At 60.3% G+C, this 25,504-nt stretch carries 30 protein-coding genes and 1 tRNA gene; 12 read left to right on the top strand and 19 right to left on the bottom strand.

What is annotated here, in order from left to right; all coding sequences use genetic code 11:
- The first annotated feature begins 2 nt into the window (after window positions 1-2).
- The gene (aat, locus tag RWJ89_RS09395; protein ID WP_151519249.1) at window positions 3-617 is read left to right on the top strand and encodes a leucyl/phenylalanyl-tRNA--protein transferase; all 615 of its coding nucleotides are present in this window, start codon (window positions 3-5) and stop codon (window positions 615-617) included.
- A 90-nt stretch (window positions 618-707) separates the two neighbouring features.
- On the opposite strand, the gene RWJ89_RS09400 is transcribed toward aat, so the two are convergent.
- The 3 genes from RWJ89_RS09400 to RWJ89_RS09410 form a co-directional block, all read right to left on the bottom strand.
- Window positions 708-1,142: a DUF2155 domain-containing protein gene (locus RWJ89_RS09400; protein WP_077981141.1), complete on the bottom strand. Its 435-nt coding sequence runs from the start codon at window positions 1,140-1,142 to the stop codon at window positions 708-710.
- 115 nt (window positions 1,143-1,257) lie between these two features.
- The gene (locus tag RWJ89_RS09405; protein WP_131663908.1) at window positions 1,258-1,656 is read right to left on the bottom strand and encodes an NADH:ubiquinone oxidoreductase subunit NDUFA12; all 399 of its coding nucleotides are present in this window, start codon (window positions 1,654-1,656) and stop codon (window positions 1,258-1,260) included.
- Window positions 1,657-1,758: 102 nt separating this feature from the next.
- On the bottom strand, window positions 1,759-2,223 hold the full coding sequence (locus RWJ89_RS09410; RefSeq protein ID WP_025394367.1) for a GNAT family N-acetyltransferase: 465 nt from the start codon (window positions 2,221-2,223) through the stop codon (window positions 1,759-1,761).
- Window positions 2,224-2,281: 58 nt separating this feature from the next.
- On the opposite strand from RWJ89_RS09410, the gene RWJ89_RS09415 reads away from it, so the two are divergent.
- Window positions 2,282-2,884: a hypothetical protein gene (locus tag RWJ89_RS09415; protein WP_316030866.1), complete on the top strand. Its 603-nt coding sequence runs from the start codon at window positions 2,282-2,284 to the stop codon at window positions 2,882-2,884.
- On the opposite strand, the gene RWJ89_RS09420 is transcribed toward RWJ89_RS09415, so the two are convergent.
- Both RWJ89_RS09420 and gatB read right to left on the bottom strand, forming a co-directional pair.
- On the bottom strand, window positions 2,881-3,381 hold the full coding sequence (locus RWJ89_RS09420; RefSeq protein ID WP_151519248.1) for a GNAT family N-acetyltransferase: 501 nt from the start codon (window positions 3,379-3,381) through the stop codon (window positions 2,881-2,883). The two genes, RWJ89_RS09415 and RWJ89_RS09420, sit on opposite strands and share 4 nt — an antisense overlap.
- Window positions 3,382-3,384: 3 nt before the next feature.
- A complete protein-coding gene (gene gatB, locus RWJ89_RS09425) occupies window positions 3,385-4,887 on the bottom strand; it encodes an Asp-tRNA(Asn)/Glu-tRNA(Gln) amidotransferase subunit GatB (RefSeq protein ID WP_151519247.1) in 1,503 nt (500 codons plus the stop codon).
- Window positions 4,888-5,016: 129 nt separating this feature from the next.
- Between gatB and RWJ89_RS09430 the strand changes: the two genes are divergently transcribed.
- The gene (locus RWJ89_RS09430) at window positions 5,017-5,328 is read left to right on the top strand and encodes a DUF1294 domain-containing protein (protein ID WP_168258320.1); all 312 of its coding nucleotides are present in this window, start codon (window positions 5,017-5,019) and stop codon (window positions 5,326-5,328) included.
- Between the two features lie 4 nt (window positions 5,329-5,332).
- On the opposite strand, the gene RWJ89_RS09435 is transcribed toward RWJ89_RS09430, so the two are convergent.
- Window positions 5,333-5,842: a GNAT family N-acetyltransferase gene (locus tag RWJ89_RS09435; protein ID WP_221991305.1), complete on the bottom strand. Its 510-nt coding sequence runs from the start codon at window positions 5,840-5,842 to the stop codon at window positions 5,333-5,335.
- 311 nt (window positions 5,843-6,153) lie between these two features.
- On the opposite strand from RWJ89_RS09435, the gene RWJ89_RS09440 reads away from it, so the two are divergent.
- Window positions 6,154-6,411, top strand: a complete 258-nt coding sequence (locus tag RWJ89_RS09440; RefSeq protein WP_003558947.1) for a YjhX family toxin — start codon at window positions 6,154-6,156, stop codon at window positions 6,409-6,411.
- 50 nt (window positions 6,412-6,461) lie between these two features.
- On the opposite strand, the gene RWJ89_RS09445 is transcribed toward RWJ89_RS09440, so the two are convergent.
- The 5 genes from RWJ89_RS09445 to RWJ89_RS09465 form a co-directional block, all read right to left on the bottom strand.
- Window positions 6,462-6,737 (bottom strand): hypothetical protein, encoded by a 276-nt coding sequence (locus RWJ89_RS09445; protein WP_316030867.1) that lies wholly within the window; start codon window positions 6,735-6,737, stop codon window positions 6,462-6,464.
- A gap of 22 nt (window positions 6,738-6,759) precedes the next feature.
- Window positions 6,760-7,260 carry a GNAT family N-acetyltransferase gene (locus RWJ89_RS09450; RefSeq protein ID WP_316030868.1) on the bottom strand — a complete coding sequence of 167 codons (501 nt, stop codon included), beginning with the start codon at window positions 7,258-7,260 and terminating at the stop codon, window positions 6,760-6,762.
- Complete coding sequence (gene gatA / locus RWJ89_RS09455; protein WP_029873113.1) at window positions 7,251-8,732, bottom strand: Asp-tRNA(Asn)/Glu-tRNA(Gln) amidotransferase subunit GatA; 1,482 nt, start codon at window positions 8,730-8,732, stop codon at window positions 7,251-7,253. The genes RWJ89_RS09450 and gatA overlap by 10 nt, the downstream gene beginning before the upstream one ends.
- 57 nt (window positions 8,733-8,789) lie before the next feature.
- Window positions 8,790-9,077 (bottom strand): Asp-tRNA(Asn)/Glu-tRNA(Gln) amidotransferase subunit GatC, encoded by a 288-nt coding sequence (gatC, locus tag RWJ89_RS09460; RefSeq protein WP_151519242.1) that lies wholly within the window; start codon window positions 9,075-9,077, stop codon window positions 8,790-8,792.
- A gap of 69 nt (window positions 9,078-9,146) precedes the next feature.
- Window positions 9,147-9,851, bottom strand: coding sequence for a metal-dependent hydrolase (locus RWJ89_RS09465; protein ID WP_011651680.1), 705 nt, complete (start codon window positions 9,849-9,851; stop codon window positions 9,147-9,149).
- A gap of 178 nt (window positions 9,852-10,029) precedes the next feature.
- Here RWJ89_RS09465 and ruvX point away from each other — a divergent pair, with 178 nt between their 5' ends.
- Window positions 10,030-10,524 (top strand): Holliday junction resolvase RuvX, encoded by a 495-nt coding sequence (gene ruvX, locus RWJ89_RS09470; protein ID WP_151519240.1) that lies wholly within the window; start codon window positions 10,030-10,032, stop codon window positions 10,522-10,524.
- On the opposite strand, the gene RWJ89_RS09475 is transcribed toward ruvX, so the two are convergent.
- The 3 genes from RWJ89_RS09475 to RWJ89_RS09485 form a co-directional block, all read right to left on the bottom strand.
- A complete protein-coding gene (locus tag RWJ89_RS09475) occupies window positions 10,461-10,793 on the bottom strand; it encodes a DUF6105 family protein (protein WP_316030869.1) in 333 nt (110 codons plus the stop codon). The two genes, ruvX and RWJ89_RS09475, sit on opposite strands and share 64 nt — an antisense overlap.
- The gene (locus RWJ89_RS09480; RefSeq protein WP_131663897.1) at window positions 10,790-10,990 is read right to left on the bottom strand and encodes a hypothetical protein; all 201 of its coding nucleotides are present in this window, start codon (window positions 10,988-10,990) and stop codon (window positions 10,790-10,792) included. The genes RWJ89_RS09475 and RWJ89_RS09480 overlap by 4 nt, the downstream gene beginning before the upstream one ends.
- A gap of 102 nt (window positions 10,991-11,092) precedes the next feature.
- Window positions 11,093-11,752, bottom strand: a complete 660-nt coding sequence (locus RWJ89_RS09485) for a TetR/AcrR family transcriptional regulator (protein ID WP_077981154.1) — start codon at window positions 11,750-11,752, stop codon at window positions 11,093-11,095.
- A gap of 248 nt (window positions 11,753-12,000) precedes the next feature.
- Between RWJ89_RS09485 and map the strand changes: the two genes are divergently transcribed.
- The 7 genes from map to RWJ89_RS09520 all read left to right on the top strand — a co-directional run bounded on the left by map (window position 12,001) and on the right by RWJ89_RS09520 (window position 20,901).
- Complete coding sequence (gene map / locus RWJ89_RS09490) at window positions 12,001-12,837, top strand: type I methionyl aminopeptidase (protein ID WP_077981155.1); 837 nt, start codon at window positions 12,001-12,003, stop codon at window positions 12,835-12,837.
- Window positions 12,838-12,844: 7 nt separating this feature from the next.
- A complete protein-coding gene (gene radC / locus RWJ89_RS09495; protein WP_131663896.1) occupies window positions 12,845-13,672 on the top strand; it encodes a RadC family protein in 828 nt (275 codons plus the stop codon).
- Between the two features lie 59 nt (window positions 13,673-13,731).
- Window positions 13,732-15,093: a prenyltransferase gene (locus tag RWJ89_RS09500; protein ID WP_131663895.1), complete on the top strand. Its 1,362-nt coding sequence runs from the start codon at window positions 13,732-13,734 to the stop codon at window positions 15,091-15,093.
- Between the two features lie 195 nt (window positions 15,094-15,288).
- Window positions 15,289-16,476 (top strand): alpha-hydroxy acid oxidase, encoded by a 1,188-nt coding sequence (locus RWJ89_RS09505; protein ID WP_131663894.1) that lies wholly within the window; start codon window positions 15,289-15,291, stop codon window positions 16,474-16,476.
- Between the two features lie 219 nt (window positions 16,477-16,695).
- On the top strand, window positions 16,696-18,102 hold the full coding sequence (gene sthA, locus RWJ89_RS09510; RefSeq protein WP_131640227.1) for a Si-specific NAD(P)(+) transhydrogenase: 1,407 nt from the start codon (window positions 16,696-16,698) through the stop codon (window positions 18,100-18,102).
- 58 nt (window positions 18,103-18,160) lie between these two features.
- Window positions 18,161-18,970 carry an endonuclease/exonuclease/phosphatase family protein gene (locus RWJ89_RS09515; RefSeq protein WP_206105874.1) on the top strand — a complete coding sequence of 270 codons (810 nt, stop codon included), beginning with the start codon at window positions 18,161-18,163 and terminating at the stop codon, window positions 18,968-18,970.
- Between the two features lie 161 nt (window positions 18,971-19,131).
- On the top strand, window positions 19,132-20,901 hold the full coding sequence (locus tag RWJ89_RS09520; RefSeq protein ID WP_077981157.1) for a B12-binding domain-containing radical SAM protein: 1,770 nt from the start codon (window positions 19,132-19,134) through the stop codon (window positions 20,899-20,901).
- Between the two features lie 120 nt (window positions 20,902-21,021).
- Here the strand turns inward: RWJ89_RS09520 and RWJ89_RS09525 are convergent, their stop codons facing one another.
- The 5 genes from RWJ89_RS09525 to RWJ89_RS09545 all read right to left on the bottom strand — a co-directional run bounded on the left by RWJ89_RS09525 (window position 21,022) and on the right by RWJ89_RS09545 (window position 25,234).
- Window positions 21,022-21,444 carry a nuclear transport factor 2 family protein gene (locus RWJ89_RS09525; protein WP_131663893.1) on the bottom strand — a complete coding sequence of 141 codons (423 nt, stop codon included), beginning with the start codon at window positions 21,442-21,444 and terminating at the stop codon, window positions 21,022-21,024.
- A gap of 176 nt (window positions 21,445-21,620) precedes the next feature.
- Window positions 21,621-23,105: a trigger factor gene (gene tig, locus RWJ89_RS09530; RefSeq protein ID WP_168270824.1), complete on the bottom strand. Its 1,485-nt coding sequence runs from the start codon at window positions 23,103-23,105 to the stop codon at window positions 21,621-21,623.
- Window positions 23,106-23,305: 200 nt separating this feature from the next.
- A tRNA-Leu gene (locus RWJ89_RS09535) sits at window positions 23,306-23,390 on the bottom strand.
- Between the two features lie 153 nt (window positions 23,391-23,543).
- Entirely contained in the window at window positions 23,544-24,134 is a 591-nt protein-coding gene (locus RWJ89_RS09540) for a GDYXXLXY domain-containing protein (RefSeq protein WP_316030870.1), read from the bottom strand.
- Window positions 24,131-25,234 (bottom strand): DUF2157 domain-containing protein, encoded by a 1,104-nt coding sequence (locus RWJ89_RS09545; protein WP_316030871.1) that lies wholly within the window; start codon window positions 25,232-25,234, stop codon window positions 24,131-24,133. The genes RWJ89_RS09540 and RWJ89_RS09545 overlap by 4 nt, the downstream gene beginning before the upstream one ends.
- Window positions 25,235-25,504 lie beyond the last annotated feature (270 nt).

The raw sequence follows: 25,504 nt of genomic DNA on the forward strand, positions 1-25,504 counted from the left end.
GAATGGCAGGATCGCGCAGGAAGTCACCAGGCATAACCCCTGACATTCTCCTGCGCGCCTATTCCATCGGCCTGTTCCCGATGGCCGAATCCGCCGACGACCCGGAGATCTTCTGGGTCGAACCGGAACTGCGCGGCGTGCTGCCGCTCGACCATTTCCATGTGTCGAAAAGCCTGGCCAAGGCGGTGCGCAAGAAGCCCTTCGAGATCCGTTTCGATCACGCGTTCGATCAGGTCATCGCCGCCTGTGCGGAGGAGACGTCCGGGCGCCCTAGCACCTGGATCAACAGGACGATCAGATCGCTTTATTCGACGCTCTTCGACATGGGCCATGCCCATACCGTCGAAGCCTGGGAGGGCAATGAGCTGGTCGGCGGCCTCTACGGCGTCTCGCTCGGCTCGGCCTTCTTCGGCGAAAGCATGTTTTCGCGCCGGACAGATGCCTCGAAGATCTGCCTCGTGCATCTGGTCGACCGGCTGCGGGAAAGGGGCTTCACCCTGCTCGACACGCAGTTCACCACCGAGCACCTGAAGACGTTCGGAGCGATCGACGTTCCGAAGGCCGATTATGCCGCGATGCTTGCCGCGGCGATGGAATCGCCGCATCTGGCGTTCTGAGGATCGTTTTCAGAGTAAAATCCAGCAGACAACATCGCCCCATGCCACACGCCGGGTTGAGGAAGATGCCGCAGACCAGCAAAGACGCAGTTACTTCGCCTTGGCGCCGTCAGGCGCCGGGACATCCGAACTTGCCTTGCATTCTTTCAGCCAGACGTCGTAGATCGGGTGCTCGACAGCGTTGAGGCCGGGGCTGGCGGCGAACATCCAGCCGGTGAAGATGCGGCGGATCTTGCGGTCGAGGGTGATCTCGTCGACCTCGACGAAACCGTCGATCTTCTGTGCTTCCGACTGGTCGCGCGAATAACAGGCCTTCGGTGTCACCTGCAGCGCACCGAACTGGACCGTCTCGTTGACATAGACGTCGAAGGTCGTGATGCGGCCGGTGATCTTGTCGAGGCCGGAAAAGACGGCAACCGGATTTTCGATGCGTGCGGCATGTGCCGCAACTGGTGGAAGCAGGGCCGAGAGCGCCAGCAGCGATCCGGCGGCACGCAGGACCATGTTCCGCGTGAAGAGCTTCATATGTACCCGTCTCCAGACATTTTCAGTTCACAGCCGCGGTCAAGCGCGGCCAACGTGCGGGTAAAGGTCAATTGTGGCCAAAAGCCGGGTCTTGGGATCGCCCGGTCGAGCCGTCTCAGTTGCCTGGCGTCCAGGCGTCGTAATCGCCGGTGACGCGCGGACGCTCGCCCGGAACGGCGATGGAACCCGGCGGACGATAGGCCTGCGGCGAACCGGTATGGTTGGGCCGGTGCGGCTTCTGCCAATCTTTGGCGACATAGGTCTCCTTGGACGGGGGAACATCGGTGCGATGATGCATCCAGCCATGCCAGCCCGGCGGAATGGCGGAGGCTTCGGCATAACCCTTGTAGATCACCCAACGCTTCGGCAGACCGTAGGAGGACATGCCGCCTTCGTAGTAGACGTTGCCGAATTCATCCTCGCCGACGCGCTTGCCAAATCGCCAGGTCGCAAAACGCGTGCCCATCGTCTGACCGTTCCACCAGGTAAAGGTCTGAACCAGAAGATTCCACATGTCTTTTCCTTGTGCCCGCCAGATGCGAGCCAAACCAGAATTCGTTTCCTCGCTTATGCCGTCGCCAAGCCGAATTGTCCAGCGATTCCACGACGGCCATGGTCATTTCAAAGCCATCTTGAAGCCGAGATGAGAGGGCTTGAAGCCCAGCCTTTCATAGAAACGGTGGGCATCCTTGCGCACCGCATTCGAGGTCAACGCTACCCGCCCGATACCGCGGCCTTTTGCCTCGGCAATGGCGAATTCGATCATCAGCGCACCGATCCCCTGCCCGCGCATATCGGCGCGTGTCTGCACCGCCTCGATAATCATCGCCGAGGAGCCGCGGCCGGTGAGCGTGGTCGTCACCATCGTCTGAAACGTGCCGACGACCTTGCCGCCGCGCTCTGCGACATAAAGCGTCTGGTCAGGCGAAGCCTCGATGACGGCGAAGGCCCTGACGTAATCGGTAAAGGCTTCAGCTTCCGTGGTATCGCCGTGACCGCCGAGTGCGTCGGCCGAAAACATAGCCACCAGCGCCGGCAGGTCGTCCTTGCGAGCTTCACGGATATTCAAATCTTGTGGCATCAAACTTTTCTACCTATGTAAAAATGGGACGATGATTGTTGCGGAAGGAAAAAGACGGATGTTCTTGAGCGATATCCGTGAGGTCAGATACTCCGCCAGGGATATTCGGCTTAGAATTGCACTATCAACACTGGTGATAATTTTCTTCGGCTTCGGGATTTTCGATAGGACTTTGAATTCGTTTTTCCTGTCCCTCCTCTGTGGTCCGCCAGTTGCGTACTACCTATTTCGCAATCTTTATGTCCTGATCTTTTCATCCAATAAGACGATCATTGCGATAGGTCCAAATGGCTTCAAAGATCTTCGGCTAATGCAAGAATTAATTCCGTGGCCGGCAGTCGCACGCATCGAGGCGGCGGCACCCACGCTGGCGCAAAGGATTTTGCGAACAATTTTTCTCGTTCTGGGCAACCTGTTGTCCGCATCGCCGGGAACGGACGCAGAAGGCACTGGAGATACAATCGCTGTCTGGTGCCGACCAGACGGCATTCAGGGTCGCAAACCGGTGTTCTCACTATTCCATACCGCACGTGCCACGAATGATCTTCGGCAACTGCGCATCGAAACGGGTGGTCTTACCGTCAGCAAGGAGCGACTGATGCAACTGCTCCAAACCTACCACACCCACCATAGCAAGGCACTCAACGATACAGGCGTTTAACCCGCCAAGCGCTTTTCCAACACCAATGCCGGAATGCCGGATTGTCCGGCTCCACTATTCTCGTTGCGGCCGATCTCGGTGAAGCCATGCGTGCGATAGAAGGCGATCGCCGCAGCATTCTGCGGTTCGACTTCGAGGCGCATGATCTCCGCATCGGGAAAGCAGGTTTCGAGCTCGGCGAAGATATCGCGGCCGATACCCTGGCGCTGCAGCGCCGGCCCGACATAGAGGAGATGCAGCATGACAGTCTTCGTCAATTGCTGCGACATGGCCGCATAACCCATGCCGCCGATATTGCGGCCATCATCGGCAACGAGGAATTCGGCATCCTTTCGCACGAGGCGCGTCTTCAGCGCCACCGGCGAAAAGAGATGGGTGATCAGATCCGCCACCTTGGCTCTGCCATGCAGGCTGTCATAGGTGGCATGAAAGCTCTCCACCAAGAGGGCGCGCACCTTCTCCAGGTCGCGCTCGCCGGCGGTGCGGACGAAATACACCGCTTACTCCTCGATGCCGAGCTTCGCCTTGACGAGGGCCTGGACGGCCTGCGGGTTGGCCTTGCCGCCGGTCGCCTTCATTACCTGACCGACGAACCATGCCGCCATGGTCGGCTTCGCCTTGACCTTTTCGACCTGATCGGGATTGGCGGCGATGATCTCGTCGACGGCCTTTTCGATCGCGCCGGTATCCGTCACCTGCTTCATGCCGCGCGCTTCGACGATCTCGGCGGGATCGCCGCCCTCGTTGAGCACGATCTCGAAGAGATCCTTGGCGATTTTGCCGGAGATGGTTTCTGCCTTGATGAGATCGATGATGGCGCCGAGCTGGGCCGGCGAAACCGGCGTCTGCTCGATGTCCTTGCCGGTGCGGTTCAGCGCGCCGAGCAGATCGTTGATCACCCAGTTGGCGGCCGTCTTCCCGTCACGGCCTGCGGCGACCGCTTCGAAATAATCGGCGATCGCTTTTTCGGAAACGAGCACCGAGGCGTCGTAGATCGACAGCCCGAGCTCGCGCACGAAGCGCTCCTTTTTGTCGTCAGGCAGTTCCGGCAGATCGGCTTCGAGCGCCTTGATGAAGGCATCGTCGAATTCGAGCGGCAGCAGATCAGGATCGGGGAAATAACGATAGTCGTGCGCATCCTCCTTGGAGCGCATCGAGCGCGTCTCGCCCTTGTTCGGGTCGAAGAGGCGGGTCTCCTGATCGATCTTGCCACCGTCCTCCAGAATGCCGATCTGGCGACGGGCTTCATATTCGATCGCCTGGCCGATGAAACGGATGGAGTTGACGTTCTTGATCTCGCAACGCGTGCCGAAACCCTCGCCCGGCCGACGGACGGAGACGTTGACGTCGGCGCGCATCGAACCTTCGTCCATGTTGCCGTCGCAGGTGCCGAGATAGCGCACGATCGAGCGCAGCTTGGTCATATAAGCCTTGGCCTCGTCGGACGAGCGCATGTCGGGCTTGGAGACGATCTCCATCAGCGCTACGCCGGAACGGTTCAGATCGACATAGGACATGGTCGCGTGCTGGTCATGCATCGACTTGCCGGCATCCTGCTCCAGATGCAGGCGCTCGATGCCGATCTCGATATCTTCGAACTGGCCCTGGCGGTCCGGTCCGAGCGAAATGACGATCTTGCCCTCGCCGACGATCGGATCCTTGAACTGCGAGATCTGATAGCCCTGCGGCAGGTCGGGATAGAAATAGTTTTTGCGATCAAACAGCGAGCGCTTGTTGATCTGGGCTTTCAGGCCGAGGCCGGTGCGAACCGCCTGCCTGACGCATTCCTCGTTGATGACGGGCAGCATGCCGGGCATGGCGGCGTCGACCATCGAGACGTTCGAATTCTGCGGCTTGCCGAACTCCGTCGAAGCGCCGGAGAAGAGCTTCGAATTGGACAGCACCTGGGCATGGACTTCCATGCCGACGATGACTTCCCAGTCGCCGGTCGCGCCGGGGATGAAGCGTTTCGGATCAGGCGTGCGGACGTCGACAAGGGTCATCTGATGCTCTTTGCAGGCTGTTCTTTTCCACTGGTGAGGTAAAGGAAATGGCGTGCCGGTGCAAGGCTTTCGCCATGGCGTGCATCGCGGTTTTGCCGTCCATTAACGCAGCCGCGGTAGGGTTCCCCTATGACGATGACCGATATTATCAAATGGGCCTTGCTGTTTCTGGCGCTGAACCTTTTGGTATTCTGGATCTATTTCTTCGACAAGCAGGCGTCGCGCCACGGCAGGCGGCGCATCAGCGAGCGCACGCTTCTCTTGCTTGCGCTGATCGGCGGCAGCCTTGGCGCGGTGGCGGCACAGCAGCTGTTGCGGCACAAGACGAGAAAGGAGCCGTTCCGGTCAATCCTGGCGGCGATCCTGATACTGCATGGCGCACTGATTGCTGTGCTGGCCTTCGTGCCGCAATGGAGCCTTCTGCTTCCTCGGGATTTTTGAAGCGTCAGAATTCCAGCCCATACCCACCTTGGCCGTCGGAGACCAGCTGTTTCGTTAGCCCGACGGAGGGGACGTCGCGATCGAGCTTCGGATTGTAGGCGACAGAGAGCCAATGAATGCTGTAGCCGTGCTTCTGAAAAAAGCCGATCGCCTCGCCGTTGCCGGAATGGGTCTGCATCGCCGCCTTCTCGAAGCCCTGATCGGCAATATCCTTTTCGATGCGCTCAAGAAGAGCCGAACCGAGGCCCTGGCGGTTGAAAGCGGGGTCGATCCAGAAATCCGAGATGGTTTCGTCCAATCCCTCGCGCGCCGCCCAGCCTGCGACCTGGCCGTTCTGCTCGACGACGGTGATGGTCAGCCAGTCGTTTTCCACGAAGTTCCGGAAGGCGCTGCGCGCCGCGTCGGTCATCGCGTCCGATTCGCCGATCGACGCCATCGCCTTTTTCCAGGCCCTGAGCCCGATCTCGCTCAATAGCTCCGCTTCACCGTCGCGGGCATTGCGAATGTGGATCAACGACACCTCCGCGTAACGCGTCAACTAGACCACTGAGTCGCGGATTTTACCAGTAGCTCCAACGGGATGATCGACCGAAACCGCGGTTTTCGACTGGTTTTGAGAGATAAGTACGCTCTTGACCGGATTTTCCGGGCTGAATAATAGGTCTTATCGAGGTGTTTTATGTTGAGCCTGCCTGAGACCCGGTAAAGGCCCTGCCCGCAAGTTCGCTTGCGCGCATGGGCCCGAAAAAAACGAAGCCCTGACGTTCGAATGAGCGCCAGATCGTTTTTGTGCGCCCTGACGGGCGCGATACCGGATCTCAATACATGGACATTTCTCGCACGGAGCAGCGCATCCTGCATCTCATGGCCCAGGGCGGCCGCATTGAAATTACCCGCGACGACGACAGGAAGATCGAGGCGGTCAGTTGCTTCACCCGCGACGGCTGGCTCTATCCCGGCGTCGATCTCGATCTCTTCCGCAGGCTGAAGCGACTGAGGGCAATCAAGTCCTCAGGCGGCCACCCCTACCGGATCACCGAAAGAGGGCTGAGGTTGGTCAGGTCGCAGCTGAACAACAGGTAATAGCGGCACTCCCGATCGCGTCTGGAGCGGGCGCGATCGGGGGTATCGCCTCAAGCCTTTGCAGAAAGTTCCGTCCGCATTGCCGACCACTCGTCGGCCATCGTGCCTGTGCCGCGTGCCTTGCCGGCGCGGCGATACCAATAATCGGCGTTCCAGTCGTCGCCTTCGATGCGATGGCAAAGGGCGTGCCCCCAGTCGAACGGCTGTTCGCCCTCGTGGCGCTGGCAGATGTCGTGGACCGCCTGCCACTCCGCACCCATGGTGAAACCGCCGGCAGAGAGGCGATCGAATGCCTCGATCAATCGCACAAGATCACTGTTCGCCATAAGACCTCCTTGCTGGTTCCTGCTATCGGTCAGCCAACCGCTTCTCCAGATGCACCTTTTCAAGCGAGACGCCCATGCTCTCGGAAAATTCGCGGCCGCGCCAGATGATGGTGAAGCCACAGCGTTCGTGGAGGCGGATTGCGCCCTCGTTCCCGGCATGCGTGTCGAGCCTGGCAGTCGCCAGTCCCTCTGAGGCCATCAGCTCGCACAAGTGAAGCAGGAGAGCCCGGCCAACGCCGTTGCCCTGATGGTCGGGATGCACCCAGAGGTCGGACACATAATTCGGTTGGTTTTCACGCGCGCCCCAGCCGATGATCGTCCCACCCCGTTCCGCAATGACGATCTCGCCTTTCGTTTCCTCAGGAAAGATGGCGAACTCGTGCCGCACCCTGGCGATCACATCGGGATCGAGATAGCTGTCGTCGAAGGCATCGCTTGCGGCCCATGCGGCAAAACCGAGGGCGCCGACCACTTCGTGGTCAGCAGCCGCTATCTTCCGGATCGTTAGGTCCGTTACCACCACTTGGCCGGCGTAAACCGGCCGGCTGCCTGCTCGATGACGTGAGCGGTCTTGAAGAGGGTTTCCTCGTCGAAAGGCTTGCCGATCAGCTGCAGGCCGAGGGGCAGTCCCTTGTGGTCGAGGCCGGCCGGCACGGCGATGCCGGGCAGGCCCGCCATGTTGACCGTCACGGTGAAGATGTCGTTCAGATACATCTTCACCGGATCGGCGGCGAGGTTCTCATCGGCAACGCCGAAGGCAGACGACGGCGTTGCCGGCGTCAGGATGGCATCGACGCCGGCGTCGAAGGCGAGTTCGAAATCGCGCTTGATCAGCGTGCGGACCTTCTGGGCGCGGATGTAATAGGCATCGTAATAGCCGGCCGACAGCACATAAGTGCCGATCATGATGCGGCGCTTGACCTCCTTGCCGAAGCCCGCGGCACGCGTCTTCTCGTACATGTCGACGATATCCTTGCCGTCGACGCGCAGGCCGTAGCGCACGCCGTCGTAGCGCGCGAGGTTCGAAGATGCCTCGGCCGGAGCGACGATATAATAGGCCGGAAGGGCGTATTTGGTGTGCGGCAGCGAGATGTCGACGATTTCGGCACCCGCTTCCTTCAGCCAGGCGATGCCCTGGCGCCAGAGGGTCTCGATCTCATCAGGCATGCCATCGACACGGTATTCGTTCGGAATGCCGATCTTCATGCCTTTCAGCGATTGGCCGAGAGCTGCTTCGTAATCCGGCACCGGCAGATCGACCGATGTCGTGTCCTTTGCGTCGACGCTTGCCATCGACTTCAAAAGGATCGCGGCATCGCGTACGTCGCGGGCGATCGGGCCCGCCTGGTCGAGCGAAGAGGCGAAGGCGACAGTGCCCCAGCGCGAGCAGCGGCCATAGGTCGGCTTGATGCCGACGGTGCCGGTGAAGGCGGCCGGCTGGCGGATCGAACCGCCGGTATCGGTCGCGGTCGCGCCGGCGCAAAGATGCGCGGCTACCGCTGCGGCCGAACCGCCGGACGAGCCGCCGGGCACGAGCTGCTGGTTGGAGCCTGCGGCACGCCAGGGATTGATCACCGGGCCATAATGCGAGGTCTCGTTGGACGAGCCCATGGCGAACTCGTCCATGTTCAGCTTGCCGAGCATGACAGCGCCGTCATCCCAGAGGTTCTGCGTCACGGTCGATTCGTAACGCGGCTCGAAACCATCGAGAATGTGGCTGCAGGCCTGGGTGTGAACACCGACGGTGGCGAAGAGATCCTTGATTCCGAGCGGAATGCCTTCGAGTTCGCCCGCCTTGCCGGCGGCGATGCGCTCGTCGGAGTTCTTGGCCATGACGCGGGCGAGATCCGGCGTGATCTTGATATAGGCGTTAAGCCGGCCATTGGCCGCATCGATCGCCGAGATATAGGCTTCGGTCAGTTCGATCGCGGTGATTTCCTTGGCGCGCAGCTTCTGGCGGGCTTCGGCAATGGTCAGGCTGGTGAGTTCGCTCATCGTGTTTTCGCTTCAGATCTGGAAATGGCAACAGGGTCGGAAAGAGGCTTCGAAGCCTTATTCGACGACTTTCGGCACCAGGAAAAAATTGTGGTCGGTGACGGGCGCATTGGCAACGATATCGGCTGCCTTGCTGCCGTCGGTCACCTCATCGGTCCGCTTCTTCATCGCCGTCGGGGTCACCGACGTCATCGCCTCGACGCCGTCGACATTCACTTCGGAGAGTTGTTCGACGAAGCCAAGGATGCCGTTCAGCTCGCCGACCATGCGATTTGCCTCGTCCTCGGAGACGGCAATACGGGCAAGGTGGGCGACGCGCTTCACGGTGGCAAGATCGACGGACATGGCATTCTCCGGATAGGATTTTTCCTACTCGCTATAAAGGCCATGTCCGCCTGACGCAACGGGGTTTCGTCAGATCGACAGGCTCTCGGAAGGCCTGATCGCCTTCACATCCGTCTTCGATCCGTCCATGCCGGCAACGAATTTTTCGGCCGTCTGGTCGATGATCGGAAAGGTGCCGTAGTGGCAGGGGATCGCGGTCTTGAAGTTGAAATAGCGCCGGCAGGCAAGGGCTGCCACAGCGCCGCCCATGGTGAAGCGGTCGCCGACCGGCACGAAGCCGATATCAGGCTGGTGCAATTCATTGATCAGCGCCATGTCGGAAAAGATGTCGGTATCGCCCATGGCAAGGATCGAGGCTTCGTCGTCGAAATGCAGCATCAGGCCGTTGGCGTTGCCGAGTGCGTGCGAGACGCCGTCCTCGGTGATTTGGGCGGAGGAGTGCAGCGCATTGGTGAAGGTTGCCGAGAAGCTGCCGAGCGCGATCGTGCCGCCGGTATTGCCCATCTCGATCTTGTCGACGCCCTTGGAGCCGAGCCAGGCGGCGAGATCGGCATTGGCGAGAACGACGGCGCCGGTTTCCTTGGCGAGTGCCACGGTATCGCCGACATGATCGCCATGGCCATGCGTCAACAGGATGTGGGTGATGCCGGCGGACACATCCTTGATATCCTGGCCGGAAAAGGAGGCGTTATAGCTGAGGAACGGGTCGAGCAGGATCTTCGCCTTTGACGTCTCGATGCGGAAGGCGGAATGGCCGAGCCAGGTGATCTTCATGAAATGTCTCCTTATTATGTGATGCAAAGCCGCTTTCGATGCCACATCAAAGAATGAGAGCATGATGTCGTCCGAAAACCGCTCACACTTTTCAGCTTCATGCCCTAAGGACATATCTTATGCGGCCGCAAAGAAAAGCGGCGGCGACTTCAATTTGTTTTGACGGGATGAAACGGCGATGACGGTGCTGACGATTGAGGAAATGGCGGAGACGCTTGCCCCGCGACAGGCGATTGCCGGCCTCGATCTCGGCACCAAGACGATCGGGCTTTCGATGTCCGATCTCGGGCGGCGTTTCGCCACGCCGCGCACGGTGATCCGCCGCGTCAAGTTCACTATCGATGCTCAGGCGCTCTTGGACTTCGCGACGGCGGAAAAGGTCGCAGGCTTCATCATCGGCCTGCCTATGAACATGGATGGATCAGCGGGTCCGCGCGTGCAAGCGACGCGCGCCTTCGTGCGCAACATGGAGCAGAAGACGCCACTGCCCTTCGTCTATTGGGACGAGCGGCTTTCGACGGTTGCCGCCGAACGGACGTTGCTCGAAATGGACGTCTCCCGCGCCAAGCGGGCCGAACGGATCGATTCGGCCGCCGCAAGCTTCATCCTTCAGGGCGCGCTCGACAGGCTTTCCTTGCTGGCAAGGTCCGATGGAGACGAATTCAGCGCCTGACGCGCCTTCCACCAGGCGATGATCGACTTGCGCTTCCGGAAGGCCAGGATGGCGAAAACGAAAAGGCTGTCCACCGCAATCGCGCGGGCAACGAGCGGCGGGATGGTCTCCGGCGGAATGCCGAGCGCCTTGCCATAAAGCTCGAAGGTCAGGTCATGGACCTGCCGGCTCAGCATGAAGATGCCGAAACTCATGTCGTAATAGGAGAGCCAGTACCATCCGCCCAGAAAGACGATGGGGCCGGCCCAGAAGATCAGAAACCACTTCATGCGGCCTCTCCTCCATGCTTGCGCGCCACGGGCAGATCGAGGGAGACCAACCAGGTCGACAATGCCATGATGCAAAGCACCAGCGTCGGAATTGCGATATCCAGCGCCAGGACTGCGAAAAACATCATCGCCGCCACCAAAAACACTGCCTTGGCGATCTTGGTTCCCATGGTCGTCAACTCGGGTCTTCTACTCATACAATCTCTGCTGAGACCACACTGTCGGGTTAACCAGCCCCACGCAACGTAAACCATTTGTTAAGGTTAATGCTACGCCCGCCCCCTGTGGATGAGTAGATATCAGCCGTAGACGCCGCGCACGATGCGCTTCAGCGCCGTCGCTGCCTTCTCCCAGTCCTTGGGCGTTTTCAGCGACAGGCCGGCGCACTGCCCGCCGGCTGCGGCGGCGAGCACGAGGTGCTGGATCGCGGCGATGACGACGGCGTTGACGGCTGCCGCATCCACCCCCTTCGGCGGCGCCAGCGAGCCGCGCATGCGCTCCAGCCAAAGAGCCAGCGCCTTCGAACGCGCCTCGGACAACCGCCTCACCTGTTCGGTGTTTTCCGATATCTCCCAGGCGAGGATGCGGCGCATCAGCGGATCGTTTCTCAAGGCGTCGAGGAGGAGAAGCGACAGCCGCTCCATCAGGTCACCATAGGTGAGCAGGAACATGCCGCCGGCGTCTTCCGGAATGCGATCCTTGACCCATGTGCCGAGATCGGCACCGATCGCCTCGACCAAGCCGTCGAGGCCGCCATAGTAACGATAGATCAGCTGCTTGTCGCAACCGGCGCGGCGGGCGACCGCATTGATGCCGAAATTCTGGAAGCCTTCCTCGGCGAGCAGCCCCTTGGCGGCGGCAAGGATGGCGCGCTCGGTGGCGCCGCGATCACGCGCGCGCCGTTCCGGCCCCTCGCCGGTCCCGGGTGAATTTTCAAGATTTACGGCTTCATTCAGCATGATTGACCCTTCCCCGCTGTCACCAACCGGTGAGTAACGGGGAGGCTGCATGCAATCAATCCTATCCCTTTGGGAAGATTGTGGATATTCGATCCGGACCGTTGATTGTCCGTCGAACGGATGTGGAGGGCTGCACGTTGGGCGGATCGGATCCGCTCAGAAATCTCGTCCTGGCGGTTGATCGTGATGGACGAACCCGGCATAGCTGCATTATGAACAAATCTAACAATCTCCGCTAAGGCCAAGCAATGGTGAACTATATCGAAGCCTCTACCGCGCCCCCGAAGAATACGGGCGCCATCCGGCTTTATGACGCTGAAGCATTCGAGGGCATGCGCAAGGCATGCCAGCTGACCGCGCGCTGCCTCGATGCGCTTGCCGATATCGTCAAGCCCGGCCTGCTGACCGATGAGATCGACAGGTTCGTCTTCGATTTCGGCATGGATCACGGCGCCTATCCGGCGACGCTGAACTATCGCGGCTACACCAAATCGACCTGCACTTCGATCAACCACGTCGTCTGCCATGGCATTCCGAACGACAAGCCGCTGCGTGACGGCGATATCGTCAATATCGACGTTACCTTCGTGGTCGACGGCTGGCATGGCGATTCCAGCCGGATGTATCCGGTCGGCGTCGTCAAGCGTGCCGCCGAGCGGCTGCTCGAGGTCACTTATGAATCGCTGATGCGCGGCATTGCCGCCGTCAGGCCCGGCGCCCGCACCGGCGCGATCGGCGAGGCGATCCAGACCTATGCAGAGGCCGAGCGCTGTTCGGTGGTGCGCGATTTCTGCGGCCACGGTGTCGGCCGGCTGTTCCACGATTCGCCGAATATCCTGCATTACGGCCGCGCCAACGAGGGGCCGGAGCTGCGCGAAGGCATGATCTTCACCATCGAGCCGATGATCAACCTCGGCCGCCCGCATGTGAAGGTGCTGGCCGACGGCTGGACGGCAGTCACCCGCGACCGCTCACTGTCGGCGCAGTACGAACATACCGTCGGCGTCACCTCCGATGGCTGCGAGATCTTCACGTTGTCGCCGGGTGGGCTCGACCGCCCCGGCCTGCCGTCGCACAACGGGTGACGGGCCGATGGCGAAAGGCCCCGTTTCGACATCTTCCGACGACGAGCTGCCTTTCCTAACGCAAGAGTCCCTTGCCGCCGACGAACGCTCGTTCTTTGGCGGACGGCCGCAAAAGCCGTCCGCGCCGAATGCCAGGACCGCCCTGCCCGCCTCGCTCGCCGGCCAAGAGCATTATCACGGCCATCGCGAGCGATTGCGTGACCGCTTTCGGGAGCTCGGCGACACCGCGCTGGCCGACTACGAAATCCTCGAACTGCTGCTTTTCCGCATGATCCCGCGGCGCGACACCAAGCCGATCGCCAAGGCACTGATCGAGCGGTTCGGCTCGCTCTCCGGCGTCTTCGGTGCGCCTCAGGCGCTGCTGATGGAGGTCAAGGGCGTCGGCGAGGCCGTGGCGCTCGACCTGAAGCTGATCTCGACTGTCGCCCACCGGACGTTGAAGAGCGAGCTCAGGAGCAAACAGGTCCTGTCCTCGTGGTCTTCTGTCATCCAGTATTGCCATGCCGCCATGGCGCACGAGACGCGCGAACAGTTCCGCATCCTCTTCCTCGACAAGCGCAATGTGCTGATCGCCGATGAGGTGCAGGGCCGCGGCACGGTCGACCATACGCCGGTCTATCCGCGCGAGGTGGTCAAACGCGCGCTCGAGCTTTCGGCCACGGCGATGATCCTCGTCCACAACCACCCCTCCGGCGATCCGACGCCATCGCGCGCCGACATCGACATGACAAAGGTGATCATTGATGCGGCCAAGGCGCTCGATATCACTGTCCACGACCACGTCATCATCGGCAAGGATGGCCATGTCAGCCTGAAGGGGCTGAAGCTGATGTAATCCCGCTACACAACCACCGCCTATCCTTGCCTATACCAAAGCCCTCCACGGAGACGATCATGTCGAATGGTCCCAGCGCGGTTCTCACTTCCGATGAGATCGACGCGATTGCACGTGACGTCGTTGCAGAAGGACAGGCGGGCCGCAGGCAGGCGGCATGGCAGAAGATCCAACCATTTCGAAAGGCCCAGCGCCACCAGACTGAGGCCGCGATGGCATTGTTATGGATAGTCGAGGAACAAAGCCTCGCAAGGGAAGAGGCGACAGACGTTCTTTCCGAGATCGCAGATGCCCACGCTGACAACATCGATATCCTTTCGGCGCTTGGGCTATGCCTAGAAGCCGTCCGCGACATCGATGATCTGAACGCGCCACCGCCGGAACACCCGATATTTCAGACGATGGTCGCGAAGCTGGACCGCTTAGCCAAGCTCCATGAGGGGCGGCCTGAACAGGAGCAGATACTGCGTGGGCTCGCCACGTCGGCGCGAATGATGGCGCGCCAGATGGATGCAATCGCCGAGAACAGTCTCTGGAAACTCACCGAAATCGATCCACGGAATAGCGCGTATCAATACAATTTGGGCCTTTTCTACAAGACGCGGGGCAGATTCGCAGAAGGCGCAGCGGCAGGCCGGGCTGCTGCAAGCCTGCAGCAGGAGGTTATTGACAGCTCCGAGTGGAACCTTGGAATCTGCGCCACCGGCGCAAGGGACACCGATACCGCTTTGAACGTGTGGAAGCGGATGGGACAGAAGATCGAGCTTGGACGGTTCGGGCTACCGGAAGGTGGGTATCCGGCCTGCAAGGTGAGGCTTGCCCAGCGGCCCCTTGCTGAGCGGACGGCGGAATCTGATGATCCAGGGGAAGAGGAGACAGTATGGATCGAACGTTTAAGTCCGTGTCATGGCATTATTCGCAGCGTGTTGTACGGCAATCTCAGCGTCGACTATGGCGATGTCGTCCTCATGGACGGCGCCCCGATTACGCACCACACCTACGGTGAACAGCAGATACCGGTCTTCCCGCATTTGGCAACGCTTCTGCGCCGGAACTACCAGTTCTTTGCTTTCGCGGGCACGCAAGAGACAGCGCGGCAATTGGTCGATCTGAGTGAGGAATTGGATGGGGACGCCGTTATCTATTCGCACACCGAGAGCCTTAAGATCATGTGCGCAAATTGCTGGCGCAACCCCGATACTGATCACGTAGATCATGAGAAAATGGAAAAACACGTCGTCACCGGTCGCATTGCGGCGCCGCCCGACATCGCACCTGCACGACTTCTGGATCTGATCGACAGGGGAATCGAAAAGCGAGGAACTTGCCAGCTCTATGCGCCCGATCTTTGCGCAGCAGCGGGGCAGTTGGCGCGCGAGCGGATCGACAGACGTCGGTTTGCTCTATTGACGGACAACTAGCGACATTCCTGCTCGGAAAAATCGCGGCCAAGCGCGCGCTGGAGTTCTCCACGAACACGCTGATCCCGGTCCATCTCCGCGAGAAGACTGCGGAATGCTGGAGTTGACAGCAGTCGGTAGTGCGCGATTGTATGCAGTCCTGCACCACCACAGCCTGGACAATGCCCACCCGAAATACCGAGAAGATGAAGCTCCATGACGATCCGCAGCGGCAACACCGATCGATCGACCCGGCTCTGCCGCGACGTGCTCTGCCTCGACGATTTTGAAATAAAGGCGCGACGACATCTGCCAAAGCCGTTGTTCGGTTATATCGCCGGCGCGACCGAGACCAATGCGTCGCTGCGGCATAATGCAGAAGCTTTCCAGGCCTATGCCTTCCGGCCTCGTGTCCTTCGGGACGTCTCGAAACGCAGCACCGAGACTAGCCTGTTCGGCAAGACCCATGCCGCGCCGTTCGGCATCGCGCCGATGGGTATCAGCGCGCTGATGGCCTATCGAGGTGACATCGTGCTTGCGCAAGGAGCGGATCAATCGGGAATCCCGATGATCATAAGCGGTTCATCACTTATCCCCTTGGAAGAGATAGCTGCAGTTTCGCCGCAAGCATGGTTTCAGGCCTATCTCCCCGGCGAGCCCGACCGTATCGACGCTCTCATCGATCGCGTCGGCGCGGCCGGCTTGCGCACGCTTCTGCTGACCGTGGATACAGCCACGCTGCCAAACCGAGAAAACAATGTAAGGGCAGGATTCTCGACGCCTCTGCGTCCCGGTCTCCGCCTGGCATGGCAGGGCATCTCGCACCCGCGCTGGACCACCGGCACATTCCTGCGCACGATCGTCCGGCACGGCATTCCGCATTTTGAAAATTCCTATGCCACAAGAGGCGCGCCGATCATCTCCTCGAATGTCGCGCGCGATTTCGGCAGGCGCGACCATCTCAACTGGAACCATCTGGAGCGGATACGCAACAGGTGGTCCGGCAAACTTGTGGTCAAGGGGATCATGCATCCTGATGACGCGGCCCGGGCTGTCGACACCGGGGCTGATGGCGTGATCGTCTCCAACCATGGCGGCCGCCAGCTCGACGGCACCGCGTCTCCCCTTCAGGCCCTTCCGGAGATTGCGTCCCGTGTTGGCGACCGCGTTGCCGTCATGGTCGATGGCGGTTTCAGGCGTGGAACGGACATCATGAAGGCCCTCGCGCTCGGGGCCTGTTTCGTGTTCGTGGGCAGGCCGTTCCTTTATGCCGCAGCCGTCGCGGGCCTACCAGGCGTGCTCAAGGCGGCCGATATCCTGAAGACGGAATTGCATAGCAATATGGCGTTGCTCGGCGTCAACAAGGTGGGCGATATTTCCGCGGACTACATCACCCGTGCATGAAAAGCCGTCGAGCCACCGAGCATGGCAAGCGACCCTGCCGGTATTCGTCGGCTACGGCCCAAGACGTAAAGCTGTTTCTCGCAGGGCTCACTTGCCCGAAAAAGTACCCGTCAGGACCAATCAGGTGGCCGTAAAACAATCTGTAACGTTGACCGGCTAACGATGGACGGGCGACATTTTGCGTCGCAATATGATTCCTTTCCAATCCGGGGCTTGATGATGCTTCAGTACGATCTCGTTGTGGTGGGCAGCGGTCCCGCAGGGCGCCGCGGCGCGATCCAGGCGGCAAAACTCGGCAAGAAAGTGCTTGTCATCGAGCAGGGCAAACGCGTCGGCGGCGTGTCCGTGCATACCGGCACCATCCCTTCCAAAACGCTGCGCGAGACTGCGCTTAATCTTTCCGGCTGGCGCGAACGCGGCTTCTACGGCCGGTCATACCGCGTCAAGGAAGAGATCAGTGCAGATGACCTGCGCCGCCGCCTGCTGATTACGCTCAATCACGAGGTCGAGGTGCTGGAACACCAGTTCGCCCGCAACCGCGTGCAGCATATTCGCGGCAAGGCGAGCTTCATCGATGCGTCGACGCTGCAGGTAATCAAGGATGACGGCGAGACCACGCAGGTCACCGCCGCCAGCGTGCTGCTCGCCGTCGGCACAAAGCCGTTCCGCCCCGATTACATGCCCTTCGACGGCAAGACCGTTCTCGACAGCGACGAACTGCTCGACATCCAGGACCTGCCGCGATCGATGGTGGTTATCGGCGCCGGCGTCATCGGAATCGAATATGCGACAATCTTCAGCGCGCTCGACACCGCCGTCACCGTCATCGACCCGAAGGCGACAATGCTCGACTTTATCGACAAGGAAATCATCGAGGATTTCACCTACCAGCTGCGCGACCGCAACATGAAGCTGCTGCTCGGCCAGAAGGCCGACAAGGTGGAGAGGCTCGAAAACGGCAAGGTCGGACTGACGCTCGACAGCGGCCGACGCCTGACGACCGACATGGTGCTTTTCGCCGCCGGGCGCATGGGGGCGACTGATGCGCTGAATCTTCAGGCCATCGGCCTCGAAGCCGACAGCCGCGGCCGTCTCAAGGTCAATCCGGAAACGTTCCAGACATCGGTTGCCAACGTCTACGCCGCCGGCGACGTCGTCGGCTTTCCGAGCCTTGCCTCGACCTCGATGGAACAGGGCCGCATCGCCGCCCGCGTCGCGGTCGGCGCAGTTGCCAAGGAGCCGCCGAAATATTTCCCCTACGGCATCTATGCCGTGCCGGAGATCTCGACCTGCGGCCTGACCGAAGAAGAGATGAAGGAGCGCGGCATTCCCTATGAATGCGGCATCGCCCGCTTCCGTGAGACGTCGCGCGGTCATATCATGGGCCTCGACACGGGGCTTTTGAAGCTGATCTTCTCGCTGAAGACCCGCCGCCTGCTCGGCGTGCATATCGTCGGCGAAGGCGCCACCGAGCTGGTGCATATCGGCCAGGCGGTGCTCAATCTCAAAGGGACCGTCGAATATTTCGTCGAGAACACCTTCAACTATCCAACGCTCGCCGAAGCCTACAAGATCGCCGGCCTCGATGCCTGGAACAGGATGGGCGACATCAAGTCGGAGCTCTAAAGTCCGTCGCGTCGTCAAGGGAACTGCCGTCTCAGTCCGGCCGCCAAAATGGAGGCGAATGACATTGCGCATCATCTCGCTGAACGCATGGGGCGGCAGGCTTCATGAGGCGCTGATTGAATATATGACGGCGGTCGATCCCGACGTGCTATGCCTGCAGGAGGTTTTGCGCGCACCCGGCACCCGCTCGGGCTGGTCGGTCTATCGGGACGGCGATGTCGAGCTGCCGCAGCGCTTCAATCTCTTTACCGAGATCAGCACCGCCCTGCCCGGCCACGACGGCTTCTTCTGCCCGACATCGAGAGGCGAACTCTTCGACGGCGATACCGCCATTGTCGCCGAATTCGGGCTGGCGACCTTCGTGCGCAAAACGCATTCCGTCATCGCCCAAGGGTTGGATTTCGTGCATGGCCGTTTTTCCGCCGATGGCTGGGGCGAGCATCCACGGCCGCGAAACGCCCATTGCATCCGTCTCTTCAGCCATGAGCACGCTTCTACCGTGACCATCGCCCACATGCATGGCCTGCGCGATCCCGCAGGCAAGGGCGACACACCGGCGCGCGAAGAGCAGGCCGCAGCGCTGGTCAAGCTCATCGAGGGCGTCTGGTCCGGCGACGAAGGGCTCATCGTCTGCGGCGATTTCAACGTACTGCCTGATAGCGCGACCTTTGAGATGCTCGCCAGACTCGGGCTTTCCGACCTGGTCACCGGAAGCGGCCTTGTAGACACGCGAACCTCCTACTATCTGAAGCATGGCCGCTTTGCCGACTACATGCTGGTGACGCCGGAGGTGAAGGTTGCCAAATTCGAGGTGGTCGAGGCGCCCGAAGTCTCCGACCATCGCGCATTGCTGCTCGATATCGGGTAGTATATTGAGGAATGATACACCTCGCGAAGCGTTTGCGCGCCGTACCGTTTTTTTACGCCTTAGTTTGACCTACTAAATCGCATTGGTATGTCGTGCCTGTCTATGCCTTCAACGCCATTTTTTGCCTTCGGGCAAAAGCTTCTAAAGAAAGATAGATACTCTTGTCCCATGTCTTGGAAGCTGCGCGCAGACGTTTTCAGCTGATCCTGATCAAGCCGTCGCATTATGACGACGACGGCTACGTCATCCGCTGGTGGCGGGCGATGATCCCCTCCAATTCGCTGGCGGCGCTCTACGGCATTGCCGCCGAATGCGCCGAACGCAAGGTGCTCGGAGACGATACGGCGATCGATATCACCGTGATCGACGAGACCAATACGCGGATCGATATCGCCGGACTGCTGGCGCAGTTCAAGCGTCACGACAATTTCGGCATGATAGCGCTCGTCGGCGTCCAGACCAACCAATATCCGCGCGCTCTCGATATCGCCCGTCCCTTCCGCGATGCCGGCCTGCCGGTTTCGATCGGCGGCTTCCATGTTTCCGGCTGCCTGTCGATGCTGGATGGCAAGGCGGTCGGGCTCGACGCCTGCCGCGACATGGGCATCTCGATGTTTGCCGGCGAAGCCGAGGGCCGGCTCGACATGGTGCTGCGCGATGCCGCCGCCGGTGAGCTGAAGCCGCTCTATAATTTCATGAACGACCTTCCCGGCATCGGCGGCACGCCGGTTCCCTTCCTGCCGAAGGACAATATCCAACGCACGCTCGGGCTCAGCACCAGCTTTGATGCCGGACGTGGCTGTCCCTATCAGTGCTCGTTCTGCACCATCATCAACGTACAGGGACGCAAGTCGCGCTTCCGCTCGGCCGACGACGTCGAAAAGCTGGTGCGGATGAACTGGGCGCAGGGCATCCACAAATTCTTCATCACCGACGACAATTTCGCCCGCAACAAGGATTGGGAAGCGATCTTCGACCGGTTGATCGAACTTAAGGAACGGGACGGCATTCCGCTCGGCCTGATGATCCAGGTCGACACGCTCTGCCACAAGATCCCCAATTTCATCGAGAAATCCAGGCGCGCCGGTGTCACCCGCGTCTTCATCGGCCTCGAAAACGTCAATCCGGACAATCTGACCGCCGCCAAGAAGAACCAGAACAAGATCACCGAATACCGCAAAATGCTGCTCGCCTGGAAGGCGCAGGGCATCATGACGCTCGCCGGTTATATCCTGGGCTTCCCCGCCGACACGCCGGAATCGATCCGCCGCGACATCACGATCATCCAGGAAGAGTTGCCGCTCGACGTCATCGAATTCTTCATCCTGACGCCGCTGCCCGGCTCCGAGGACCATCAGGTCCTGTGGAAGAAGGGCGTCGAGATGGATGCCGATCTCAACATCTACGATGTCGAGCACGTCTGCACCGCCCATCCGAAGATGAGCAAGCAGGAATGGGAGGACATCTACCACGAGGCCTGGGCGCTCTATTATTCGCCTGAACATATGAAGACGCTGCTGCGCCGCGCCGTGGCGACCGGCGTACCGCTCGCAAGGCTCGTCAAGGTTCTGGTCTCCTTCGCGACCACCGTGCCGCTGGAAAATGTGCACCCGCTGCAAAGCGGCCTGCTGCGCCTGAAGACGCCGTCGGAGCGGCGCCCGGACCTGCCGCGCGAGAATCCGCTCGTCTTCTGGCCGCGCTTTGCCTGGGAAACCTTCCGCAAACATGCTTCGCTCGCCGGCACGATCATTGGCCTGACGATTTCGGCGTTCTTGATTTCAAGGGACGCGAAGTCGAAGACCTACATGGATCAGGCCCTGACGCCGGTCGCCGACGACGAAGAGGAAACGCTCCACCTCTTCACACAGACCGCCGGCGGCGCCGCAGCCGTCAACCACGTCAGGAAGGTCGCGCAACTGACCGCGCATTGAGTGGCAATTCTTGAACGGCGGCTGACGCCCGAACACATGGGCGGCAAGCCGATACATGTCGCTAAAGCGCGTCGCATCAATCAAGTTTGACAACGCGCTTTGAAAGCTCCGACTTGCCGTTTAAGCGACTTGGATCATCTTTGTGGTCTCGGCCACTTGCAGCGTGTCGACGAATTCGACGATCTTGACCGGTTTCCCATCTCGGAAATGGATCTTGTCGACGAATTCCGTATGGAAGCTCACGCCCGATGGGATGTGCCTGACCTCGCCTTCGCGGTGGGCAAAGACCATATGCTCATCCTCGTCCACATAGATACCGGCTGTCCTGATATTCGATAGATCCCATACAGTGATAAGCTGCGTTATCGCCTGGCGAAAAGCATGCCCGCTTGATTCAGTCGAAAAAGGCGCCAGCCGTGTATTGCCGACCATGCGAAAGGTGCAATTCTCGCCGATCAGCGCAAGGGTAGCTTCGACATCGCCACGGTCACGCACAGCATAGATTTCCTCCACGAGCTTCTTCATGTCTTGCTTTGCGGTCATTTTCAGGTCCCTCCACCATTAGCGAAATTTGCATCTAATTATACTTCCATGCAACTCTTTGTTGTTCCTAATGAATAAACACAATGGAGTAGGCGGCGAGAATGAAACTGACCTGGACAATAGAAAAAGGCCCCGCACGACGGCGAGGCCTTCCAAACTTCTGAACTGAAAAGCGATTATTCGGCGCTTTCGTCAGCCGCCTTCTTCTTCGGAGCAGCCTTCTTCTTCGGCGCGGCCTCTTCGCCTTCACCGGCGTCAGCTGCTTCGGCCTTGGCGGCAGCCTTCTTCTTCGGTGCTGCCTTCTTGGTTTCGGCCTTCGCTTCGCCTTCTTCCTCGGCGAGCAGCTCTTCCTTGGTCACCTTCTTGTCGGTGACGTCGATTTCGGTCAGCAGGTGATCGATGACCTTCTCTTCGAAGATCGGGGCGCGGATCGAAGCGGCGGCACCCGGCTGGCTGCGGAAGAATTCGAGGATCTGCTTTTCCTGGCCCGGATACTGGCGCAGCTGATCGTAGATGGCGCGCTGCATCTCGTCTTCGCTGACTTCGACGCCGGCCTTTTCGCCGATTTCGGAGAGAACGAGGCCGAGGCGAACGCGGCGCTCGGCGAGCGTCTTGTATTCCTCGCGAGCCTTCTCCTCGGTCGTGTCTTCGTCCTCGAAGGTCTTGCCGGACTGGGCGAGGTCGTTGTTCACCTGGCTCCAGATGCCGTTATATTCGGCGTCGACGAGCGAGTTCGGGGTCTCGAACTTGTACATCTCGTCGAGCTGGTCGAGGATCTGACGCTTCAGCTTCTGGCGGGTCAGCGAGCCGTACTGCGATTCGATCTGGCCACGGACGATTTCCTTCAGGCGGTCGGCGGATTCGATACCGAGCTTGGAGGCGAGTTCGTCGTTGATCTCGACATCGGCAGGTGCGGCGACTTCCTTGACTGACACGTCGAAGGTCGCTTCCTTGCCGGCAAGGTTCTTGGCCGGATAGTCGGCCGGGAAGGTCACAGTGATGGTCTTCTCGTCGCCGGCCTTGACGCCGATGAGCTGGTCTTCGAAGCCCGGAATGAAGCGGCCGGAGCCGAGCACCAGCTCAGCGCCCTGGTCGGTGCCACCTTCGAAGGCTTCGCCATCGACCTTGCCGACATAATCCATGGTGATGCGGTCGCCGTTCGCGGCCTTGCCGGTCTTGGTTTCGTAGGCGCGGGCGCTTTCGGCGACCTTCAGGACCTGCTCGTTGACTTCGTCGTCCGAGATGTCGATGACTTCGCGCGTGACCTTGATGCCCTTGACCGACTTCAGTTCGATCGGCGGCAGCACTTCATAGGAGAGCGTGAATTCGAAATCCTGCTCGGCGGCGAGGATCTTGTCGGCTTCGTCCTTGTCTTCCGTCATGGCGATTTCCGGCTGCGTGGCCGACTTCTCGCCGCGGCTGGACAGGATGGCCGCCGGCTGCTCGCGGACGATCTCGTTGACGAGGTCAGCCATGATCGACTTGCCGTAGACCTTCTTCAGGTGAGCGGCGGGGACCTTGCCCGGACGGAAGCCGTTGATGCGAACCTTGTCCTTCACATCGGCAAGACGCTCATTCATCTTGTCTTGCATGTCCTTGGCCGGGATAACGACCTTGATTTCGCGCTTCAGCCCTTCAGCGAGCGTTTCGATAACCTGCATGTCTTCCTACCTTCATTTCGTGGCGGCCGTGCCCAGACGCCGTTCGTTTCGATGAGCACGACGCCGGCGATCCTGCCGCGCGTGGCTTTTCCCAATTCCATATCATTCCGCCCAAAGCGGAATGGCACTCGCGGGCTATTCGGGACAACTCTCAATTGTTCTGGAACAACCGATTCCTAGTCTCCCGCCTGCAAACAGCTTGGTGCGGGTAGAGAGACTTGAACTCCCACGCCTTGCGGCACCAGAACCTAAATCTGGCGTGTCTACCAATTTCACCATACCCGCGTTCACAAAACCGCATGCCTATGCCTGCACATGAGGCCTTCCGGAGCGCGGCGTCTCTATATCACCCGATTTGGTCGAGGCAAAGGAAAAATGAACGGGAAATGACAGGGGATTTGCGGCCCTGGAGCCGCCCTGCCCCGAAGTGTGACGAGATCAGTAAAGCGGCTCGTCGTAAACCGGCTTGCCGTCAACGAGAAGGCTGCGAATCTGTGCGCTTCCATCAGGCGAGACACGCACTGCGATGGCGACGTTGCCGTCATTGCGGGCCTGCTCGAGCGGCTTGCCCTCGCCTTCGGGAACGTAGTAGCGCTCGATGCCGTATTCGACACGCATGCTGTCGCCGGCGGCAAGGCCGCCACTATAAAATGGCTGGCTGCGCAGGATTACGGTTTCCGGCTGCGGAGGCAGGTCGTGAAAGGACGATTCGGTCACCGTCCAGAAACCGTCCTCCTGCTTCTTCAACCGGACCCATAACATCCGTTCGCCGGCCTCGGCTGGAATACCGCCGGACACCGTCTGCACCGGCACCGAGGAAATGTCGTAATTCAAGACGACATAGTCGCCGCGCAGGAAATCGCGCGGATCGACGGGCGCCGTCTTCAGCAGCACCTCGGCGCCGTCGCTGAGGATCGATGCCCGGCTCTGGATGATCGTGCCGAGGATAAGGGTCTGCAGACCGGCGACGATGATGGCCGAAAGCAGATAGCCCTTGCCGGATTGCAGCCTTGCGATGAACGAGTTCATGCCCGCTCCCCCTGTGCATTCGCCGAAAAACGCCGTTCGAGACGGATGACCATCCAGGCGACCAGCGCGACCACGAGACCGGAGAAGAGGAAGAGGCTCGACGTGCCGAGGATCGAGCCGACGGTGACGGAGGCGAGGTAGAGCATCTCCGCGGCAAAGGTCGTATAGGCGAGATATCGCACCGCGCCATTATCCCTGCCGCGCAAGACGATCGCCAGCACGGAAGCGGCAAGCGTCGCCACTCCGAGCACCACCAGCCCCCAGCCGTCCTCGATCTCGAAATGCAGCAGCAGGAAGCCGATTACGGCGACGAGGAAGCTGTAGAAGGCTGGAGCCGCACCAGCGCTTCTGACCAAGGAGGCAATGGGCCGGAGCGGCAACGCCGTAAGGACGAAGGCCGCCATGCCGCCGATCGCGAAGGCAAGCGCGACGGCGATCTCCTCATAAAGAGTATAGAGCCAGGCGAGCCAGCCGATCAGCAGCAGATAAGCCAGGTGGCGGGCTCGCTCGGCGCCGGTATACCGCACCAGTCCGATGACGATCACCGCCATGATGGGCGCCATCCAGGGATCGAGACCGATCCAATGCGTCTCGTTATTCTCAAGATAGACGGCGAAGGACGCCCAGGAGAGGAAGCCGGCGACGACGGTCACGGCGCCCGAACGGAACAGGATCGCCGAGATCGTCGCAATCGCGAACCACAGATACATCACCGTCTGCTCGTCGCCGGAGAGATGATACATCTGCCCGACCAGCGAGATGGCCCCGCCGAAACTCATCGCGCCGATGACCAGCAAGCCGCCTGCGGCGGCTGTCGCACCGCGGGCAAGCATTCGGGCGGCGGCGATATGCACCACCCATATCAGGACAAGGATGCCCACCACGCGCACCAGGCGCGGGATGGCCTCCCAGTTGGAGGCGACGACCAGCAGGATGGCAGCTGCAAGCAGCACCGCTGCCAGCGCCATCAGCACCCGGCCGAGGCTGAAGCTTGCCGGGCGGCTGTCATATTCGGCGAGAAGCGCACCTGCCGTTTCCTGCCCGAGCAGGCCCTTGCCCACCCAGAGCGAAAGATCCCGCTCCAATCTGCCGCGATACATGCTCAACCCCTCGAATTCCGCAACGTCGACTGCGGCGCTGCAGCTCACGCCGTTATAGACGCAGCACGGATGTTCGCAAACGCTCTTGCGACAATTATACAAGTTCCTCACTGGTCTAAATAGTATCGAGTGTTAACCGGCCGCTAACGTCAGAAGCGCCAATATAGGCATATGGACGGAGAGGCATGCGATCCATGCATATCCCCCATGAATTTATTGCACTGCACAATACTCATTAGTCATACTATTGATCAGCGCATCGAAGCACGG

This window comes from Rhizobium sp. 10PS4, assembly GCF_032464805.1.
Lineage (GTDB): Bacteria > Pseudomonadota > Alphaproteobacteria > Rhizobiales > Rhizobiaceae > Rhizobium > Rhizobium laguerreae.

Coding starts and splice junctions, on each gene's coding strand:
- gatB (WP_151519247.1), bottom strand. CDS start 4,887: ATGACCCTTGTCGACGTCCGCACGCCTGATCCGAAACGCTTCATCCCC.
- tig (WP_168270824.1), bottom strand. CDS start 23,105: ATGCAGGTTATCGAAACGCTCGCTGAAGGGCTGAAGCGCGAAATCAAG.
- RWJ89_RS09400 (WP_077981141.1), bottom strand. CDS start 1,142: ATGAAGCTCTTCACGCGGAACATGGTCCTGCGTGCCGCCGGATCGCTG.
- RWJ89_RS09440 (WP_003558947.1), top strand. CDS start 6,154: ATGGACATTTCTCGCACGGAGCAGCGCATCCTGCATCTCATGGCCCAG.
- gatA (WP_029873113.1), bottom strand. CDS start 8,732: ATGAGCGAACTCACCAGCCTGACCATTGCCGAAGCCCGCCAGAAGCTG.
- RWJ89_RS09500 (WP_131663895.1), top strand. CDS start 13,732: ATGTCGAATGGTCCCAGCGCGGTTCTCACTTCCGATGAGATCGACGCG.
- map (WP_077981155.1), top strand. CDS start 12,001: ATGGTGAACTATATCGAAGCCTCTACCGCGCCCCCGAAGAATACGGGC.
- gatC (WP_151519242.1), bottom strand. CDS start 9,077: ATGTCCGTCGATCTTGCCACCGTGAAGCGCGTCGCCCACCTTGCCCGT.
- RWJ89_RS09405 (WP_131663908.1), bottom strand. CDS start 1,656: ATGTGGAATCTTCTGGTTCAGACCTTTACCTGGTGGAACGGTCAGACG.
- RWJ89_RS09410 (WP_025394367.1), bottom strand. CDS start 2,223: ATGCCACAAGATTTGAATATCCGTGAAGCTCGCAAGGACGACCTGCCG.
- RWJ89_RS09445 (WP_316030867.1), bottom strand. CDS start 6,737: ATGGCGAACAGTGATCTTGTGCGATTGATCGAGGCATTCGATCGCCTC.
- RWJ89_RS09485 (WP_077981154.1), bottom strand. CDS start 11,752: ATGCTGAATGAAGCCGTAAATCTTGAAAATTCACCCGGGACCGGCGAG.
- radC (WP_131663896.1), top strand. CDS start 12,845: ATGGCGAAAGGCCCCGTTTCGACATCTTCCGACGACGAGCTGCCTTTC.
- RWJ89_RS09415 (WP_316030866.1), top strand. CDS start 2,282: ATGTTCTTGAGCGATATCCGTGAGGTCAGATACTCCGCCAGGGATATT.
- RWJ89_RS09465 (WP_011651680.1), bottom strand. CDS start 9,851: ATGAAGATCACCTGGCTCGGCCATTCCGCCTTCCGCATCGAGACGTCA.
- RWJ89_RS09480 (WP_131663897.1), bottom strand. CDS start 10,990: ATGAGTAGAAGACCCGAGTTGACGACCATGGGAACCAAGATCGCCAAG.
- RWJ89_RS09505 (WP_131663894.1), top strand. CDS start 15,289: ATGACGATCCGCAGCGGCAACACCGATCGATCGACCCGGCTCTGCCGC.
- RWJ89_RS09540 (WP_316030870.1), bottom strand. CDS start 24,134: ATGAACTCGTTCATCGCAAGGCTGCAATCCGGCAAGGGCTATCTGCTT.
- RWJ89_RS09515 (WP_206105874.1), top strand. CDS start 18,161: ATGACATTGCGCATCATCTCGCTGAACGCATGGGGCGGCAGGCTTCAT.
- aat (WP_151519249.1), top strand. CDS start 3: ATGGCAGGATCGCGCAGGAAGTCACCAGGCATAACCCCTGACATTCTC.
- RWJ89_RS09475 (WP_316030869.1), bottom strand. CDS start 10,793: ATGAAGTGGTTTCTGATCTTCTGGGCCGGCCCCATCGTCTTTCTGGGC.
- RWJ89_RS09545 (WP_316030871.1), bottom strand. CDS start 25,234: ATGTATCGCGGCAGATTGGAGCGGGATCTTTCGCTCTGGGTGGGCAAG.
- sthA (WP_131640227.1), top strand. CDS start 16,696: ATGCTTCAGTACGATCTCGTTGTGGTGGGCAGCGGTCCCGCAGGGCGC.
- ruvX (WP_151519240.1), top strand. CDS start 10,030: ATGACGGTGCTGACGATTGAGGAAATGGCGGAGACGCTTGCCCCGCGA.
- RWJ89_RS09430 (WP_168258320.1), top strand. CDS start 5,017: ATGACGATGACCGATATTATCAAATGGGCCTTGCTGTTTCTGGCGCTG.
- RWJ89_RS09525 (WP_131663893.1), bottom strand. CDS start 21,444: ATGACCGCAAAGCAAGACATGAAGAAGCTCGTGGAGGAAATCTATGCT.